This is a genomic window from Clostridium sp. (genome assembly GCF_036642255.1).
Taxonomy (GTDB): Bacteria; Bacillota; Clostridia; order Clostridiales; family Clostridiaceae; genus Clostridium_J.
In genome coordinates, this window is sequence record NZ_JAVWDJ010000011.1 from 86,029 (window position 1) to 102,741 (window position 16,713).

At 30.3% G+C, this 16,713-nt stretch carries 14 protein-coding genes; 4 read left to right on the forward strand and 10 right to left on the reverse strand.

Going from position 1 to position 16,713, the window contains the following annotated elements:
* Nucleotides 1-129: 129 nt before the first annotated feature.
* The 4 genes from RR409_RS08430 to RR409_RS08445 form a co-directional block, all read right to left on the reverse strand.
* Nucleotides 130-1,758, reverse strand: a complete 1,629-nt coding sequence (locus RR409_RS08430) for a polysaccharide biosynthesis protein (RefSeq protein WP_332557298.1) — start codon at nt 1,756-1,758, stop codon at nt 130-132.
* Between the two features lie 114 nt (nt 1,759-1,872).
* Complete coding sequence (locus RR409_RS08435) at nt 1,873-2,826, reverse strand: RluA family pseudouridine synthase (RefSeq protein WP_332557299.1); 954 nt, start codon at nt 2,824-2,826, stop codon at nt 1,873-1,875.
* Between the two features lie 26 nt (nt 2,827-2,852).
* Nucleotides 2,853-4,037 carry a M20 family metallopeptidase gene (locus tag RR409_RS08440; RefSeq protein ID WP_332557300.1) on the reverse strand — a complete coding sequence of 395 codons (1,185 nt, stop codon included), beginning with the start codon at nt 4,035-4,037 and terminating at the stop codon, nt 2,853-2,855.
* Nucleotides 4,038-4,186: 149 nt separating this feature from the next.
* Nucleotides 4,187-6,208, reverse strand: a complete 2,022-nt coding sequence (locus RR409_RS08445) for an ATP-dependent helicase (protein ID WP_332557301.1) — start codon at nt 6,206-6,208, stop codon at nt 4,187-4,189.
* 301 nt (nt 6,209-6,509) lie between these two features.
* Between RR409_RS08445 and RR409_RS08450 the strand changes: the two genes are divergently transcribed.
* A complete protein-coding gene (locus RR409_RS08450) occupies nt 6,510-7,991 on the forward strand; it encodes a nicotinate phosphoribosyltransferase (RefSeq protein ID WP_332557302.1) in 1,482 nt (493 codons plus the stop codon).
* 22 nt (nt 7,992-8,013) lie between these two features.
* Entirely contained in the window at nt 8,014-8,373 is a 360-nt protein-coding gene (locus tag RR409_RS08455; protein WP_332557303.1) for a hypothetical protein, read from the forward strand.
* A gap of 94 nt (nt 8,374-8,467) precedes the next feature.
* On the opposite strand, the gene RR409_RS08460 is transcribed toward RR409_RS08455, so the two are convergent.
* From RR409_RS08460 to RR409_RS08470, 3 genes are all read right to left on the reverse strand, one after another.
* Entirely contained in the window at nt 8,468-8,683 is a 216-nt protein-coding gene (locus tag RR409_RS08460) for a hypothetical protein (protein WP_332557304.1), read from the reverse strand.
* Between the two features lie 230 nt (nt 8,684-8,913).
* The gene (locus RR409_RS08465) at nt 8,914-9,552 is read right to left on the reverse strand and encodes a lactate utilization protein (protein WP_332557305.1); all 639 of its coding nucleotides are present in this window, start codon (nt 9,550-9,552) and stop codon (nt 8,914-8,916) included.
* Nucleotides 9,553-9,662: 110 nt separating this feature from the next.
* Nucleotides 9,663-10,274 carry a CoA pyrophosphatase gene (locus tag RR409_RS08470; protein WP_332557306.1) on the reverse strand — a complete coding sequence of 204 codons (612 nt, stop codon included), beginning with the start codon at nt 10,272-10,274 and terminating at the stop codon, nt 9,663-9,665.
* 178 nt (nt 10,275-10,452) lie between these two features.
* On the opposite strand from RR409_RS08470, the gene RR409_RS08475 reads away from it, so the two are divergent.
* Nucleotides 10,453-11,697 carry a D-alanyl-D-alanine carboxypeptidase family protein gene (locus RR409_RS08475; RefSeq protein ID WP_332557307.1) on the forward strand — a complete coding sequence of 415 codons (1,245 nt, stop codon included), beginning with the start codon at nt 10,453-10,455 and terminating at the stop codon, nt 11,695-11,697.
* Nucleotides 11,698-11,722: 25 nt separating this feature from the next.
* On the opposite strand, the gene RR409_RS08480 is transcribed toward RR409_RS08475, so the two are convergent.
* From RR409_RS08480 to RR409_RS08490, 3 genes are read right to left on the reverse strand one after another with little or no spacing between them, the layout of a single operon-like run.
* Nucleotides 11,723-12,277 carry a GNAT family protein gene (locus RR409_RS08480; protein ID WP_332557308.1) on the reverse strand — a complete coding sequence of 185 codons (555 nt, stop codon included), beginning with the start codon at nt 12,275-12,277 and terminating at the stop codon, nt 11,723-11,725.
* Between the two features lie 11 nt (nt 12,278-12,288).
* Nucleotides 12,289-13,188, reverse strand: a complete 900-nt coding sequence (locus tag RR409_RS08485; RefSeq protein ID WP_332557309.1) for a phosphatidylglycerol lysyltransferase domain-containing protein — start codon at nt 13,186-13,188, stop codon at nt 12,289-12,291.
* 17 nt (nt 13,189-13,205) lie between these two features.
* Nucleotides 13,206-15,449 carry a DNA topoisomerase gene (locus RR409_RS08490; RefSeq protein WP_332557310.1) on the reverse strand — a complete coding sequence of 748 codons (2,244 nt, stop codon included), beginning with the start codon at nt 15,447-15,449 and terminating at the stop codon, nt 13,206-13,208.
* A 224-nt stretch (nt 15,450-15,673) separates the two neighbouring features.
* Here RR409_RS08490 and RR409_RS08495 point away from each other — a divergent pair, with 224 nt between their 5' ends.
* On the forward strand, nt 15,674-16,711 hold the full coding sequence (locus RR409_RS08495) for a GntG family PLP-dependent aldolase (RefSeq protein WP_332557311.1): 1,038 nt from the start codon (nt 15,674-15,676) through the stop codon (nt 16,709-16,711).
* Nucleotides 16,712-16,713 lie beyond the last annotated feature (2 nt).

Sequence of the window (16,713 nt, forward strand, 5' to 3'; positions counted from 1 at the left end):
TATCACCTTTAAAATTCTATAAAAAAATAAATCACCGCACACCAATTGAATTTAGGTGTGCGGTCTAGCAAATAACAGCGCTCTTTAAAATGTATAGTTATTGGGCTCAGTTCATATTTAAAAAGTCATTTACTTTAATTTTAATATTAAATTTCCCGGAATAAATCTAACGATTTTCCTTGGAAGAGAATCTAAATCAGCTTTTCTTATGCCCCCAATAGTTATTAGTGTTACAATATAAATAACTACTGCTACAGGTATTGCGAAAAGTGTGGAAAGAGCGTTTAAAATATATCCGCTTAGAACTATAGAAAACAGAAAACTAGATATAGTATAGGTTAACATTGTAACCATAGCCATTATAATACTTGCAAATACTGGCTTAATACACGGTCTAACTAACCTAATTTTAAGTTTTAGTGTTTTATTTATTAGTGTTTGACTTAAAAGCGTCATTATTAAGAATGCAACTCCATTTCCTAAAACTGCTCCAAGTATGTTTATAGTAGGAATAGCTACAAAAATATAATTTACCAGTATCTTACCTAGTAATCCTAATAATGAGTAAACGGTAACCATATTTACCTTGCCTAATCCTTGTAAAATTGAGGTTTGAACCAGGGAAATTGCAGTGAGGATAAGTACAAAAGCTCCATAAACTAATAGTCTTGCAGCTTCTACATCATACCCAATAAGAGTTAGTATTTGGCTACTGAGAGCTGCTAAGCCAAAAGCGCATGGTGCTGCTATAATATAAGTAACTCTATAGGTAGAATTCACACTTACCTTTAACGATTTCTTATCTGCCACTGCGTTATGTCTAGATATTATAGGTAAAATGGAAATTGATAAAGATCCAATAAGAGCCATTGGTACAGATACCAAGGTATTATATTGGCTCAATATTCCCCATAGTGTATCTACTGCATTAGTATCTAATCCGGAAAATAGTAATCTCTCCTTTACTATTTTTAAATCCACAATCATTCCTGCATTTTGAAGAGCAACTCCTATTGTCATTGGTATTGCATAGGCAAGAATCATATTTGCAATTACCTTTGTTGGTACTCTTTTTACTACTGTCTCATTGCTAGTCTTAGGAAAATCGATAGTTTTGCCTTTTTTATATATAAATATTAAATATACTGCAGCAACCAAGGCACCTAATGATGTACCTATAGTTCCACCAGCAGCTCCATATCTATCACCAAAAGATATTAGCAGCAATGCAAATAATAAACTAAATATTATATTAAATATTTGCTCCAACACTTGAGAAACCGCTGTTGGAGTCATATTACTTCTGCCTTGAAAATATCCTTTATACGCACATAGAATTGTAGTTATAAATATTGTTGGAGATAAAGCCTTAATAGCTAATACTGATTCAGTACTTTCTAACATTTTAGATAAAGGAGTGGCAAACACATACATAAAGATAGAAATAACTGCTCCGAACCCAATTAGCATGGTTCTTGCAATTTTAAAAGTTTTAACTGCATCCTTATAGTTTTCTACGGCCACAAACTCAGCTACCATTTTAGAAATAGCAACGGGTATTCCAGCATTTGCGAGAATATAAACATAGGCGAAGATTGAATAGGCAGAGTAATATACACCTAATCCAACCTCCCCCAAGATTTTCCTTAATACTGGTACATATAAAAGTGATAAAACCTTCACCAAAACCATAGAAACTGTAAGTACAGCGAACCCCTTCACAACAGATTGCTGTTTTAATTTTGAATCATCGCCCATAAAAATCCTCCATTAATAATTAACAATTAACAAATTGATTAATATCAACCACTTTTAAAAAGAAGTTTATCTTCTATGTAAACATAATGGGGTAATTAACATATTAATACGTGGTTAAAACTTAAAAACATCATTCTTAATCTTCTTCAATACTGGAGGTAATGATTCAGCTATAGTTTTATTTTCCATATAAGCTAACTCTTCTGGAGTATCTTTAAACACAAGTTTAAAGGCATATAGATACTGATAGTCTAAACTATATTTATTTATAAAGAAGTTATTAATACTCTTATCCCCATATTTAGGATCTCCTACAATGGGATTTCCTAAGTGAGCTAGATGAGCTCTTAACTGATGACTTCTTCCAGTTATTAAGTCTATTTGAATTAATGAAAATGTGCCGCAACTTTGGATTGTGCTTACTTCCATAGCTATTTTTTTCGTTCCACTAACTTCATGGTCATAAACTTTAGATATATTACTATCTTCATTTTTCAAAATGTAACCTTCATAAATTCCATCTTTTATACGTCCTTTTACAAGGGACATATAGTATTTTTTAATTCTTCGTTCTCTTATCATTTCATTTAACAATCTTAGAGAAGAGAAATTTTTTCCATATATCACTACACCTGAAGTATTTCTATCTAGTCTATTACAAGGAGCTGGAGTAAATGTAGTTTCTTTTTCTGGCTCATAATCTCCCTTATCATACAAATATGATAGCACATAATCTGTTAGGGTGCTTTCACCGTCTTTTGTGTCACTATGTACTAATACGCCTGGCCATTTTTCTACCATTAATATATTTTCATCTTCAAAAGTAATCTTCAGCTTATTTTCGATTCTTTCGAAAGTTTTCTTCTTAGTGCTACTCTCGATTTGTCTAATTTCCACTACATCTCCCTCTACAAGGGAATACTTTTCTTTAACTTTCTTTCCATTTACCTTTACATCACCTTTTCTGAAAGTCTTATAAATAGCACTTAACGGCACATCTTTTAAAAGCTTTCTAACAAATTTGTCACATCTTTGACCTGCTTCGTTTATTCCTATATCTATTCTCATCTTTTCCTCCAATTTGTTATATCTATTTAGTCTTTATTTAAAAAATCAAAAGCTGTAGCGCAATGTAGAGCTACTCCAATTGGAATACAATCTTCATCAATATCAAACATACTACTGTGAGCTGGATGAACAATTCCTTTTTCCTTATTCCCACAACCTAGCCAATAAAACATAGATGGCTTCTTCAAAGAAAAATACGCAAAACTTTCAACCCCCATTGTGGGTTCCTTAACTAAAGTTACTTTTTCTTGTCCTAATGTAGAAATTGCCACTTTCTCAAAAAACTTATACATTTCATCATCGTTATAAAGACAAGGATAACTTTCATCAATTTGTATCTCACAACTTCCTCTAAAGGTTGTAACTATACCTTGCACTATTTCCCTCAATCTATTTTTAAAGTATTCTCTATCCTCTAATTTCATTGTACGAATAATTCCACTTATAGAAACCTCTTCTGGAATTATGTTTTGAGCAGTACCTCCATTAAAGGTACCAATTGTGATTACCGCTGGAGAAGTAGGGTTTACCTCTCTACTTACTAATGTTTGTAATGCCATTATCACATTACTCCCAATTACTATTGGATCTATAGCTTTGTGCGGACTAGCCCCGTGAGCTCCCTTACCATATATTTTTATTGTAAAGGGATTAGAAGCTGCATAGGCCACACCAGGCTTTATGCCAATGGTACCTACGGGTAATCCTTCATCTACATGGCATCCAATTATTGCATCAACTGTCGGTTCTTCAAGCACTCCCTGTTCTATCATTAGTCTTGCTCCACCCACAGTCTCCTCTGCAGGTTCAAAGAAAAGTTTTACATTTCCTTTAAGCTGACTTTTAGCAGCGTTAAGTATTTTAGCAGCCCCTAAAATCATGGTAGTATGGGCATCATGACCACAAGCATGCATTTTTCCAATACTTTTTGAACTGTATAATGTGTTTTTTTTGTCAAGAAGTGGCAAAGCGTCCATATCTCCTCTTATAGCTATGGTTTTTGTATTAGAAGAAAACATTTCACCTCTTATAATTGCCACAATTCCAGTTTCAGCAACAATCCTATATTCAATTCCTTCTCTTTCCAAGAATTCCTTAACCTTTTGAGAAGTTCTAGTGAGTTCAAACCCTAATTCTGGATTTCTATGAAAATCTCTTCTTAATCCAATAAGTTCACCTTTTATTTCTTGTGCTTTCACTAAAAAATTCATATTATACCCCCATAAAAAAATAATAGACATCTATATGTCTATTATAGTCTTATTTCGATGTTCTTATTATTATGAACACAAAAATATTATTCTAATTATATACCATATTTAAGCATTGTTCAACAAAGTTATTTCTAGATTAGAATTTCCTAATCAATTTTTTCCATGAGATTATTATCTACGAGAACTTTAAAATCAAATCTTCTTTCTAATCCATTTTTAAAAGTAATAGCAATAGTACCCTCTTCAATGTCCTTCACGATCCCTGTTCCATAGCTTTTATGTATTATGTTAGAACCTTTTACTATATCAGTATTATTTATATTCTCTTGCAGAAAATTACACTCATTTAAAAACCGAGATGGTTTTCTTGTCTTTCCTTGAACCACACTGGGAAGCATAAGATTAAGATTATTTATAGCTCTTGTTACCGCTACATAAAAAAGTCTTCTTTCTTCTTCTAGGTTTATATCTAAATTGTGTTCATGGGGAATAATTCCCTCCACTAGATTTATTATATAAACATCACTAAACTCCATGCCTTTTACTCCATGAATAGTGCTTAATAAAACTACATCTTCATCCTTAGACTTATTTTTACTTTTTATAAGCTCTTCATTAACTACTTCAACATGAGCTAAAAAATTAATAATTGTTTTATACTCTTGAAGAGAATCTTTAAATTCTTCAATAATATTTTCTAAGTCAGAAATGTGAATCTTGTATTTATTGCAGTATTCAACTAAATAATCATGATACCCTAAATCTTGTATTATAAAACTTATGGCACCATGCAAAGACATCTTATTTAGATTCTGTATATCCTTTTTTAGTTTATCTAAAACTTTCAGTTGAAATATTGGAATTGAATCAATTGCTTTTAGCTTCTCAAAACAATCTATACATTCTAAATTCTTCTTAATTGCTTCCAAGTTTATTTTACTTATATACCTATAAGGTTTATTTATAATTCTTGTAAAACTATCTATATCCCAATTATCTATGCTTAATTTTAAGTAAGCTAAAAGATCTTTGCAAATAAAATGATCGTAGAAATTAAATTCTTTATCTAAAAGTTTAAATGGAATCTTTTTTCTAATTAGTCCATCAATTATACTTCTACTTTCTATATTCGTTCTATATAAAATAGCAAAGGCCTTATAGTTCTTATCCGTGCTTCCAACCATCTTATCAATATCATTAGCAATAAAATCGCCTTGCAAATTTTCTGTTTGACACTTAGATAGTGCAATATTACCTTGAGATTTTTTGTTTGCAACTATAATTTTTTCACTTCTTAATTTATTATTCTTTATGGAACTCATTGAAAGGTCTACTATATTTACTACGGATCTATAATTAGTTGTGAGATACAACTTTTTTCCATTATTAAAAATATTATTAAAGTTTACCATAAAATCAGGTCTAGAACCTCTAAAACTGTAAATACATTGATCCTCATCCCCTACAGCAAAAACATTATTATCTCCTTTTAAAAGCTTTAAAATATCAAGTTGCAAAGCATCACAGTCCTGAAATTCATCTACTAATATATGCCTAAATAGATTTCTGTAAGATTCTAATAATCTAGTATTTTTAATAAAGAGATTTTTGCACATTATTTGGAGATCTTCAAAGTCTACAAGATTTCTTTCTTTTTTATATCTTTCATAAATTTCGTAACAGTTTTTAAAGATATCCTTATCTAAATCTGTTTTAAACTCTTCCAGAGATAAACTCGAGGATTTAAAAACAGAAATTCCATTAATAAATTCTTTTATTCTGTCTTCACTTACTTCCTCCATATATGTTATTAAGAAACTTTTTACTAATTTAAAGGTTTCATTACTTTCTATAATTTGTATTTTGCCATAGTATGAAGTTAGTATTTTATAAAAAAGACCATGAAAGGTACCAAAAAAAGGAACCAATGTGTTATTACTCATTGCTATATATCTAACCTTCATGTTATTAGCTGCAGCTTTAGTAAAAGTAATAACAATAATATTTTTAGGATTAATTCTTTTATTATTTATAAGATGATAAACTCGATTAATAATTACCACAGTTTTACCACTGCCTGGCCCTGCAGTAACTAAAATATTATCATCATCACAAAGCACCGCATTTTTTTGTTCTTCACTTAAATTCTTAAAATCTTTATATATCATTTATATCCCTTTTCTTAAATTAAGGTATCTTAAAAAAATTAATTTGTTAAGCTGTTCTACGTATTTACGTATGTTAACAACGTCTATTTATAGGACCAATTATTTTATTGTGTGTCTCAAAATATTCATTATATCCTTAACTTACTAAATTATTTCTGATTCCTAAATTTTGATTCTAATCAAATAATATTACCATAATAATTATTATTATACTATAGTAAACAAAGTACCAATATGATAATATATAGTGGATAAAACGGTAAAATTTATCAACAATTATTTGAAAGTAAGGGGACGAACTATGGGTAAAATTACTGAATTTGATCTGAAGAACCAAAGAAATCTAACCATGCTAGTAGACTTTTATGAGCTAACGATGGCTAACGGCTATTTAAATAAAAATGTACAAGATACTATTGCATATTTTGATATGTTTTTCAGAAGGATACCAGATGGTGGAGGATATTGTATAATGGCTGGAGTTGAACAGCTAATTGAGTATCTTTCAAATCTAAAGTTCACAGAAAAAGATATAGAATATCTAAGAGGAAAAAACTTATTTAGAGAAGAATTCTTACAATATTTACTTAATTTCAAATTCACTTGTGATGTTTGGGCTATTCCAGAAGGGTCACCTGTGTTTCCAAATGAGCCTTTAGTAACTGTTAGGGGTCCGATTATGGAGGCGCAATTTATTGAAACAATGATTTTATTAACAATAAATCACCAAACCTTAATTGCAACAAAAGCTGCTAGAATTTGTGAAGCAGCAAATGGCCGCGCAGTTATGGAGTTTGGTTCAAGAAGAGCTCAAGGTTATGACGGTGCTATTTATGGTGCAAGAGCTTCAGTTATTGGTGGTTGTAACTCTACCGCATGTACTATTGCAGACGAGATGTTTAACATTCCTGCTATAGGTACAATGGCTCATTCTTGGGTTCAACTATTTGATAACGAATATGAGGCCTTTAAGTCTTGGGCTGAAACCTATCCAGATAATACAGTATTATTAGTTGATACTTACAATGTACTTAAATCAGGAATACCAAATGCCATTAAAGCTTTTGATGAAGTTTTAAAACCATTAGGTAAAAGACCTAAAGCTATAAGGATCGATAGCGGCGACATTACTTATTTATCTAAAGAAGTAAGAGTTATGCTTGACAAAGCTGGTTATGAAGATGTAAAAATAACAGTATCAAACTCCCTTGATGAATTCATAATAAAAGGAGTACTCGAAAATGGTGCAAAAATAGATAGCTTTGGAGTAGGCGAAAGATTGATAACTGCGAGAAGCGAACCTGTTTTTGGCGGTGTATATAAATTAGTAGCTATTGAAAAGAATGATAAGATTATCCCCAAAATAAAAATTAGTGAAAATGTAGAAAAAATAACTAATCCTGCATTTAAAAAACTTTATAGAATCTATGATAGAAACTCAAATAAAGCAATTGCAGATTTAATAGCTTTACATGATGAAGTCATTGATGAAAACATGCCTTTAGAGCTTTTCCATCCAGATTACACTTGGAAAAGAAAGAAAATAAAAGATTATTATTTGAAGGAACTCATGGTGAAATTATTTGATAAAGGTAATGTGGTGTACACGAGTCCATCAGTTATGGAAATAAGGGCCTATAGCTTAAATGAAAGAAGTAAATTATGGCCAGAGGTTTTGAGACTACAAAATCCACACAACTATTATGTAGACCTATCCCATAAACTTTGGGAATTAAAAGAAGTTCTTCTTCATGAGTACTCTTCAGTATTTGAAGAAAATTAAATAAAAATGAAAGTAGATAATTATGCATAAAATTAAAATTAAAATCTCAAATAACGCATATACCGATCTAATAAATTTATTAAAGTTCCATGATGAATATAATTGTGTAAAACTAAAATATGATGATGGGTGTTGCAAATCCTCAAAAGTTCAACTAATTTTAGACAAATTAAATCCAAAGGATAACCAAGAAAAGATTGAAGATTTAGTAATATCCTATGATGATGAAATCCTGGATAAGATTGAAGAAGTCATAGTTATTTTAGAAAATGGCTCTTATTTAATCAAATCTAAGGTTAATGATAATGGTAGCAGTAGTAATTGTAAAAATTGTTCTAAATCATGTAGTGGCCATTGTAACCACAATAAAAGCACAACCTAAGGTTGTGCTTTTATTGTGGTTTTATTTTAAGCTAATTACCATTCATAATAAAAATAAGAATTATGATTTTAAGATTATTAAAAGTCAAATAACTTTAAACATAATTTTCACTATATAAAATACTTATTGGCGATGATTTATCATCTCTAAACAAATCGTAATCGTAAATATTCTTTTTCACTACAGACTTGAAATTTTTAAGTTCTACAAATGGACATTTATTTTCGTTTTCGTTCCACTTATATAGTGAACACTCTTTAAAGCACTCTATTTCCTCTTCATATGTAGTCAAAAAAGGACACTTTGCCATTGTAACACCCCAATCCCACTCATAAACTATTACTACAATTATAGAATATAACTCCAATAAAATGAAGGACTTTTTTGAAAATTCTATATGTTTTCTATAGTTTATTGTAATTAATTTCACAAACTTAAATTACATTATAAATTGGAATGATATTTTGGAAAAAGAAAGTAAAATTCATGAAATTTTGATAAATAACGACATATCAATTATTCAATATTCTATAAATCTAACTAAAAACCCAAGTCCTCTCCTACAATAACAATACTTATGTCACTTCTCATAGGTTTTTGTTTAATTATTGAGTATATCCTACAAATTCTTTTATCACCTTTACAATCCATACAGGTTCCAGTTTTAGTACATGGATTTTTTAAATTTAATCTTTTATTATTTTCAGGTGAAGCAATAAATTTCAATCGTTCAAGAGCTGCACTCTCATCTTTAACAATTTTATTTACCCCAGCGATAATTATTATCTTTTTAGGCCCAAAGGTCATAGCTGCAATTCTATTACCTGCGCCATCAACATTTATAAGATGGCCTTCCAAGGTAATAGCATTAGTACTACACAGATAAACATCACTTGATAGTGCTTTTCTCATAATTTCATATTGTTCTTCCTCATTTTTCACTTCGCTATGATCTAAAATAGTGGCACCTTTTTCAACAATATTATGATGTATATTCAAATCTTTTATTGTTACAGATCCTCCAATACCAACTTGAGTCCCAGTGTTCACATGATACATTACAAAATTAACCGCTTCTTCTCTGGATTCTACATAAATAGAATGAAATCCATTATTTCCAAGTGCCTTAACAACCCTCTGAGCTAATACTTCCCTATGCCACTTTCCTGTATTCTCCACAAAACCACCCCGCATATTAAATAAAATACTTAATAAATTATATGAAAAAATATGTAAACCTATTTCCCTTTTATAAAATTTAAATTCTTAATGAAGTAAAGAACATAGTCTTAATTATTTTCCTTGTTAAGAATGTCCACAAAGGATTTAATAACTTGTGCTGTAAATCCCCAAATAACATATTCCCCGTATTCATAAAAATATTCTCTTAATATTCCTCTTCTAAATTTATAGTTTTTCCCACCGTTAACTAAGTGAAATGGAAACCCTTCTTGGTTAGTTGGTCCAATTTCCATTTTAAATAATAGTGGGTCATGATTTACAAAGAATTCTAAAGGCACAGTAAAAATATGATCAACTTCATATTCACTGGGGTTTATCACTTCTTTTTTTGTTTTGGCAATAAATGGGTACATAAACATTCCATAGGGACTTATAAAGTAATCCATCTCTCCAATATATTGAATCTCATCCTCTTGTAAATTTAATTCTTCCATTGCCTCTCTTACAGCAGTTTCCTTTGGGGTTTCACCTTCTTCAATCATTCCACCTGGTAAACAAACATCTCCAGGTTGATGAGTTAATTTGTTGGATCTCACCTCAAAAACTACATGATATTCATCATTTATCTCCTGCAATAATATAATTACTGCACTATTTCTATAATCACCAATTGGTTTGGCTGTTCTAGATGTAAAAATTTTTTCTATTTTATTAATCATGTTATTCATCCTTTCCAAACTAGTACGTAATCATAGTATACCAAAGTTTTTGCAAGTTTTATAACACTATATGCTATAATTATACCAAATATTGTTAGATTTGTCCTCTTGTTCTAAATTATTCATAATGGTATACTATTTTTATGTCTAAACAATAAAGCAAATGGAGAGATGTGAAGTGATTAAGAAAAAAGTAGTATCTTTAGCTTTGGCTTTTAGCCTATTGTTCTCTTCTACTGCATTAGCTGCACCAGCTCCTGATTTATTAGGAACTTCTGCCATTGCCGTGGATTTGAAGACTAAAGAAATTATCTATGCTAAAAATATTGATGAAAAAAGACAGCCAGCAAGCATAACTAAGCTTATGACTGCATTAATTTTTGCAGAAAACAAAAAACCTGATGATAATATAGTTTATCCACAGGGCGCTAAAACGCAACCTGATTATTCTTATGGTTTAAATGTTCATCCAGTGCAAGTTGGAGAAACTTTCACCGGCTCAGATGCTATGGATATTCTCCTTTTATATTCTGGAAATGATATAGCCTATATGATTTCTGAAAGTGTTAGTGGAAGTGTAGCAAACTTTAGTAAACTAATGAATGACAAAGCTAAAGAGTTAAATATGACCAATACTAACTTTGTTACCCCTAATGGTCTCGATGACAATACAAATGATCATTATACTTCAGCTTATGATTTAACCTTATTAGGTGGAGCTATTTATAATAATCAATGGGTAAAAGACACTATTGCTAAAAAGACTTCTGAAGTTAATTCCTCTAATGGTCCTGTAGCAATTGTAGAGAATAGAAATAAGCTATTAGGTATCAACGGTAATATAGGTGGAAAAACTGGATATACCGATAAATCTGGCCGCTGTTTATTTTCGATTTACGAGAGAAATGGGCGTGCTATTGCTACAGTGGTTTTAAACTCAGAATACGATTATCCTGCAGATACAAAAGTATTTGCTGATATGGAAAAACTTGCAGATTACAGTTTTGCTGCAGAAAAAGAAGTATTTTTAGAAAAAAATAAGGAAGTTAAATCTATAACCTTAAAATATAAGGCTATACCTTTCATTGGACCTTCTAGAACAATGAAAGTTCCAGTGACCTTACATAAAGATATAACTTTATATAATAATGGATTAGAACCTGAACTTAATTACACTGTTGATGATGTAAATCCATGGAGTCTTAATGTTAATAAACCTGTTGGAAAAGTTGAGGTAAAGGTTAGAGACTTTACAGATACTTATGAACTTTTCCCAAATGTATCGAAATGGCAAATTGTTAAAGATAATATAATATATTATGTATTAGCTCTTTTAGTATTAATTATAGCTATATCATCTTTAGTTATTATAAGATTGAAATTAAAAAGAAAGAAAAGAAGAAGAAGATCTCTTTTTAAATAGTAAAAAAGCCTATAAAGTTTAATCTTTATAGGCTTTTGTTAATCCATTCATAGTCAATTATTCCATAATTGATTAAATCATATCTTGTTTTGTCTCTAAGTATAAACTCTCTAAAGACACCTTCCTTTACAAACCCCAAGCTTTCATAGAGACCAATGGCAGCAGTATTATACTGAAGTACCGTTAGTTGAAGTTTATGTAAATTTAATTCGTTAAAGGCATAATCTATTGTAAGTGACATTGCTTCTTTTCCTATGCCCTTTCCTCTGTACCCATTTTCACCTATTCCTATAAATATGGTGGCAACTCTATTATTCCATTGAATATTTTCAAAGCCTGTAACCCCAATAAGTTTATCATCATCTAAACTTCTTATTGCAAATATATATTCATCATTTGCATTATTCATTTCCTTTATTAAATTCCCTATATATGCACAATCTCTTGGAACTGCTATCAACTTATCAAAATGTCTTAAAAAATTCATATCATTATACCACTTTTCAATTGCAGGAATATCTTCATCTCTTAAAGTTGTTAATTTTACTTGGTTACCTTTAAATAAATTCATTATACTCATAATTACCTCACTTATAAAATATCTAAGATAGTATATTTTTTCTCTAATTTAACTGGCCCATAGGACATTTTTGCTATTCGTAATCCCGAAAGTCCCATATCATCTTCTCTGTTAATGTATGGAATTTCACTGTAAAGAAGTTCTGTAGATTTTTGATTTATAAATGCAAATATACCTGGATAAGTCTTATCACCTTTCTCAAAATGTATAATTGCCATATTATTATTAACAATTTCACCTATGCTGAATCCTGCTATATTATTATCCACATAAACAGCTAAGCCTTTCAGTTCCAGCTTTTCTATGTTATCCAACACTTCTAGTATGGCTTCTAATTCAAAATCTGTTAACTTATCGTATTCCCCATAGCTCTCGTGCCAAATTTTAGCTACTATTTTACAGTCCTCTTTTGTCTCTTTGTCATCTATTTCCTTTAAGCTATAGTTATTATTTTTTTCAAACTTGTTGTAATGATTTCTTTTTTTATGTAATATCTTACCCTTCATGGTTATAAGGCTATTGCTATCATAAATATAATCAAAGTTATCTCTATCTTCTTCATAGATAACATTATCCCCATAAAGATTAATTAAATCCTCTACAAAATCCCATTCCACTTCCTTAAATAGATAACTAATATTGCTCTTTTTCTTTTCTTCTTTTAATGCTTCCACCACTTGTTCTAAAGATTCATCTTTGTATCCCAACAATTGAACAAAGTGGGTTTTACCATGATAATCTTTTTTCTTGATGATAAGTACATTTTCATGTATTGTATATTCAACATCACATGCTTTTCTCCAAATTAATAATGTAGAAAATGAAAATTCACAGGTGCTAAATTTATATGGAGTTATAAACGACTTAATAATGTCCTTATCTTCAATAGTTAATTTCTTAAAACTAAACATAACTTCCTCCAAAACCACTAGTTAAAATCTATAACAATATTGTCATTTTCAATTTTCAAACAAGCATTAAATCTATTTCCTTTTTTGGATATAAAACCCTGAACCATGCTCGTTTTTCCAGTATTAATAAGCTGTCTAATGTAATTTGGAGATATTTCAACTCCGCATATCTCTCCTAAAAAAAATTTACACCCGCTTTTCCAATTTGTACATCCATAACCTTTTGGATTTTTAACAATATGACCAACATGGCAAATAGGACATATACCTAGAACTTCATCTAAGTTTGATCTATCAAGTGTACTATCTCCATTTGTACTTAAACTGTCTATCAAATTACTAAAGTCAATAACCGTATTATTTTTCAAAACCCTCTTTACATTATCTTTAATATAATTCTCCAATTTATCCATAAATTCATCTTGATTTATTTCTTTGTCAGTAACCATCTTAAGACCCTTTTCCCAGCTTGCGGTAAGCTTGGGGTTTAACAATGAGGGGATTGAGTTTTTTATGGTTTCATATATAAGTTCACCTTTTACTGTGGGATGAAGCACTTGGCTCTTTTTATTTGTGCTTATATATTCGATTCTTTCTAGTTTTTTAAGAATCTCTGCTCTTGTAGCACTTGTTCCAATGCCAGCACCTTTTATATGTTCTCTTAATTCCTCATCTTCAATGAGTTTCCCTGCATTCTCCATAGCTAATATTATAGATCCTGAAGTGTAATATTTAGGCGGACTAGTTTCTCCTTCCTTAAGGTTAAACTCATCTACCTCAACAGAAGAAGATTTTTTTATTTTGCTCAAGTTACTCTCCTCTTGAGTTTGCTTTTCTTCTTTTTCATTAAGAACTTGTAAATACCCCTTCTTCACACAAACCTTTTCATTAGCATAAAAATATTCATCCTTAACGCTAATTTCTATAGATATTTTGCTATATTCCGCAGGTGGATAAAAAATTGCCAAAAATCTTCTAAGTATAATATCAAACACTGATTTTTCTAGAGATTTTAACTTGTTTAAACCATCAATTCCTTCTCCAGTTGGAATTATAGCATAGTGATCTGTTATCTTACTATCATCTACATACTTAGATTTTGAAATATTACTGTAGGTTTTTGTATCTATGATTTCTTTTACATATCCATAAAGCTCTTCATTTTCTTTAAATTTTAACAGTTTATTAAGAGTTTTATCTATTTCTTTTGCTACTGCTGAAGATAATACTCTTGCATCAGTTCTCGGATAAGTTAAAATTTTCTTTTCATAGAGACCTTGAACTATGGTTAATGTTTCATCTGGATTTATTTTAAATCTTTTTGAACATTCATTTTGTAATTCCGCCAAGTTAAAAAGCAAAGGAGCATTTTTCTTTTCTTTGGTTTTATTAATATTTATAATTTCTGCAGTGTTTTTATTTGCTTCTAAAAACTTTAATAGCTCTTCTGCGTACTCACTTTTAGAAAATCCATTATCACTATACAATTTTGCATTATTATAATAACTAGATTTTTCTTGAACCTTCCACTCTCCAGTAAAGAAACCATCAGGAGTGCTAAATTTACCTTGCACCTTATAAAAAGTAGTTTTTTGAAAATTTTTAATTTCCCTTTCTCTATCTACTATCATTGCTAGGACGCAAGACATTACCCTGCCCACAGCTACTACAACTTGTTTTTCCTTCAAAAGTTTCGATAGACTTCTTCCATAAATTAATGTTAAAAGTCTTGAGAAATTTATACCTTGCAGATAATCTTCCTTAGCCCTAAGATATGCTGAATCCGCAAGGGAATCATAGAATGATAAATCCTTAGCTTCCTTAATTCCTCTTTTAATTTCCTCTTCAGTTTGAGAGTCTATCCAAATTCTCTTTTTACTTTTATTATTAACCCCTACCATCTTGTCAACTAATCTATAAATATACTCCCCTTCTCTTCCAGAGTCAGTACAAACATATATGGTATCAACATCTTCTCGAAGAAGTAAATCTCTAACTGTATTAAATTGCTTTTTTACTGGAGGTATAACTTCATATTTATACTCATTAGGTAAAAAGGGTAAGGTTGCTAAAGTCCATTGCTTTAGTGTCTCATCATATGCCTCAGGATAACTCATAGTAACCATATGACCTACACACCAAGTAAATATAGCTTTTTCACACTCAATATACCCATCTTTTTTTACACCCTTCAGTTTTAATAAATTAACATAATCCATTGCCACTGAAGGCTTTTCTGTTACAAACAAAGCTCTTTTCATCTTAAGTCCTCTTTTTTGCCAATCGTTTTTATAAAAAATCAATTTGTTAATTACTTAATAATATCATTAGGGTTTAAGTCAAACAAGTAACTAATATCAATTACTTAACACTAAATTAATTTATTTATATTGTTCATTATAGCATAAATTACCTGAATATATTTTCATGTTGGATTAAATAATCTATAATATACCTATATAACATTAAATTGGAGGATTAGCATATGAATAAATTTATAGATTTAAGAAGTGATACTGTAACTCAACCAACGGATAAGATGAGAGAAGCAATGTTTAATGCTATGGTAGGAGACGACGTTTATGATGATGACCCTACCATTAAAGAACTTGAAAAATATGCTGCAGAATTAGTTGGAAAGGAAGCAGCGTTATTTATTCCAAGTGGGACCTTTGGAAACCAATTAGCTTTATTAACATATTGCAATCGTGGAGATGAAGTTATACTCGGAGATGACTGTCATATTGTAGCTCACGAAGTTGGAGCTGCATCAGTAATAGCCGGAGTGCAATTGAGAACTGTTCAAAGTGATCATGGAACTTTAAATCCAAATGAAATAAAAAAAAGAATAAGAAAAGAAGAAGATATTCATTACCCTAAAACTTCATTGATTTGTCTTGAAAATGCTCATTCAAGTGGTAGAGTAGTATCCTTAGAAGTTATGGATGAAATTCATAAGGTTGCAAGTGAGTATAATCTTCCTATTCATCTTGATGGTGCAAGACTATTTAACGCAGCTACATACCTAGACGTAGATGTTAAAGAAATTACTTCTCGTGTGGAATCTGTTATGTTTTGTTTATCCAAGGGCCTATGCGCTCCAGTTGGTTCCATACTAGCTGGAAGAAAAGATTTTATTGCTAAGGCTAAAAAGAACAGAAAACTAATGGGTGGTGGCTTAAGACAAGCTGGTTTTTTAGCTGCTGCTGGTCTTGTAGCATTAAAGGATATGAGAGAGAATTTAAAAAAAGATCACGAAAAGGCAATATTACTAGCTAAAGAGTTATTAAAAATTCCTGGAATAAAAGTTAATCTTGATGATATTCATTTGAATATGGTGTTCTTTGACATGACAGAAACTGGTATTTCCAGTGATTATATGGTGGGAAAGTTCTTAGAAAATGGAATTAAAATTAGTGGTGAAGAAGATGGTGTAATGAGGTTTGTTACTCATTATTGGATTACAGAAGAAGATATCCATTTTGCAGTGGATTTATTAAAATCTCTAATCAATGAGAAGTAATT

Excerpts from the sequence above, each read along its gene's own strand:
- RR409_RS08455 (WP_332557303.1), top strand. The coding sequence starts at position 8,014 with ATGCATAAAATTAAAATTAAAATCTCAAATAACGCATATACCGATCTA.
- RR409_RS08450 (WP_332557302.1), top strand. The coding sequence starts at position 6,510 with ATGGGTAAAATTACTGAATTTGATCTGAAGAACCAAAGAAATCTAACC.
- RR409_RS08445 (WP_332557301.1), bottom strand. The coding sequence starts at position 6,208 with ATGATATATAAAGATTTTAAGAATTTAAGTGAAGAACAAAAAAATGCG.
- RR409_RS08460 (WP_332557304.1), bottom strand. The coding sequence starts at position 8,683 with ATGGCAAAGTGTCCTTTTTTGACTACATATGAAGAGGAAATAGAGTGC.
- RR409_RS08435 (WP_332557299.1), bottom strand. The coding sequence starts at position 2,826 with ATGAGAATAGATATAGGAATAAACGAAGCAGGTCAAAGATGTGACAAA.
- RR409_RS08490 (WP_332557310.1), bottom strand. The coding sequence starts at position 15,449 with ATGAAAAGAGCTTTGTTTGTAACAGAAAAGCCTTCAGTGGCAATGGAT.
- RR409_RS08485 (WP_332557309.1), bottom strand. The coding sequence starts at position 13,188 with ATGTTTAGTTTTAAGAAATTAACTATTGAAGATAAGGACATTATTAAG.
- RR409_RS08495 (WP_332557311.1), top strand. The coding sequence starts at position 15,674 with ATGAATAAATTTATAGATTTAAGAAGTGATACTGTAACTCAACCAACG.
- RR409_RS08470 (WP_332557306.1), bottom strand. The coding sequence starts at position 10,274 with ATGATTAATAAAATAGAAAAAATTTTTACATCTAGAACAGCCAAACCA.
- RR409_RS08440 (WP_332557300.1), bottom strand. The coding sequence starts at position 4,037 with ATGAATTTTTTAGTGAAAGCACAAGAAATAAAAGGTGAACTTATTGGA.
- RR409_RS08430 (WP_332557298.1), bottom strand. The coding sequence starts at position 1,758 with ATGGGCGATGATTCAAAATTAAAACAGCAATCTGTTGTGAAGGGGTTC.
- RR409_RS08480 (WP_332557308.1), bottom strand. The coding sequence starts at position 12,277 with ATGAGTATAATGAATTTATTTAAAGGTAACCAAGTAAAATTAACAACT.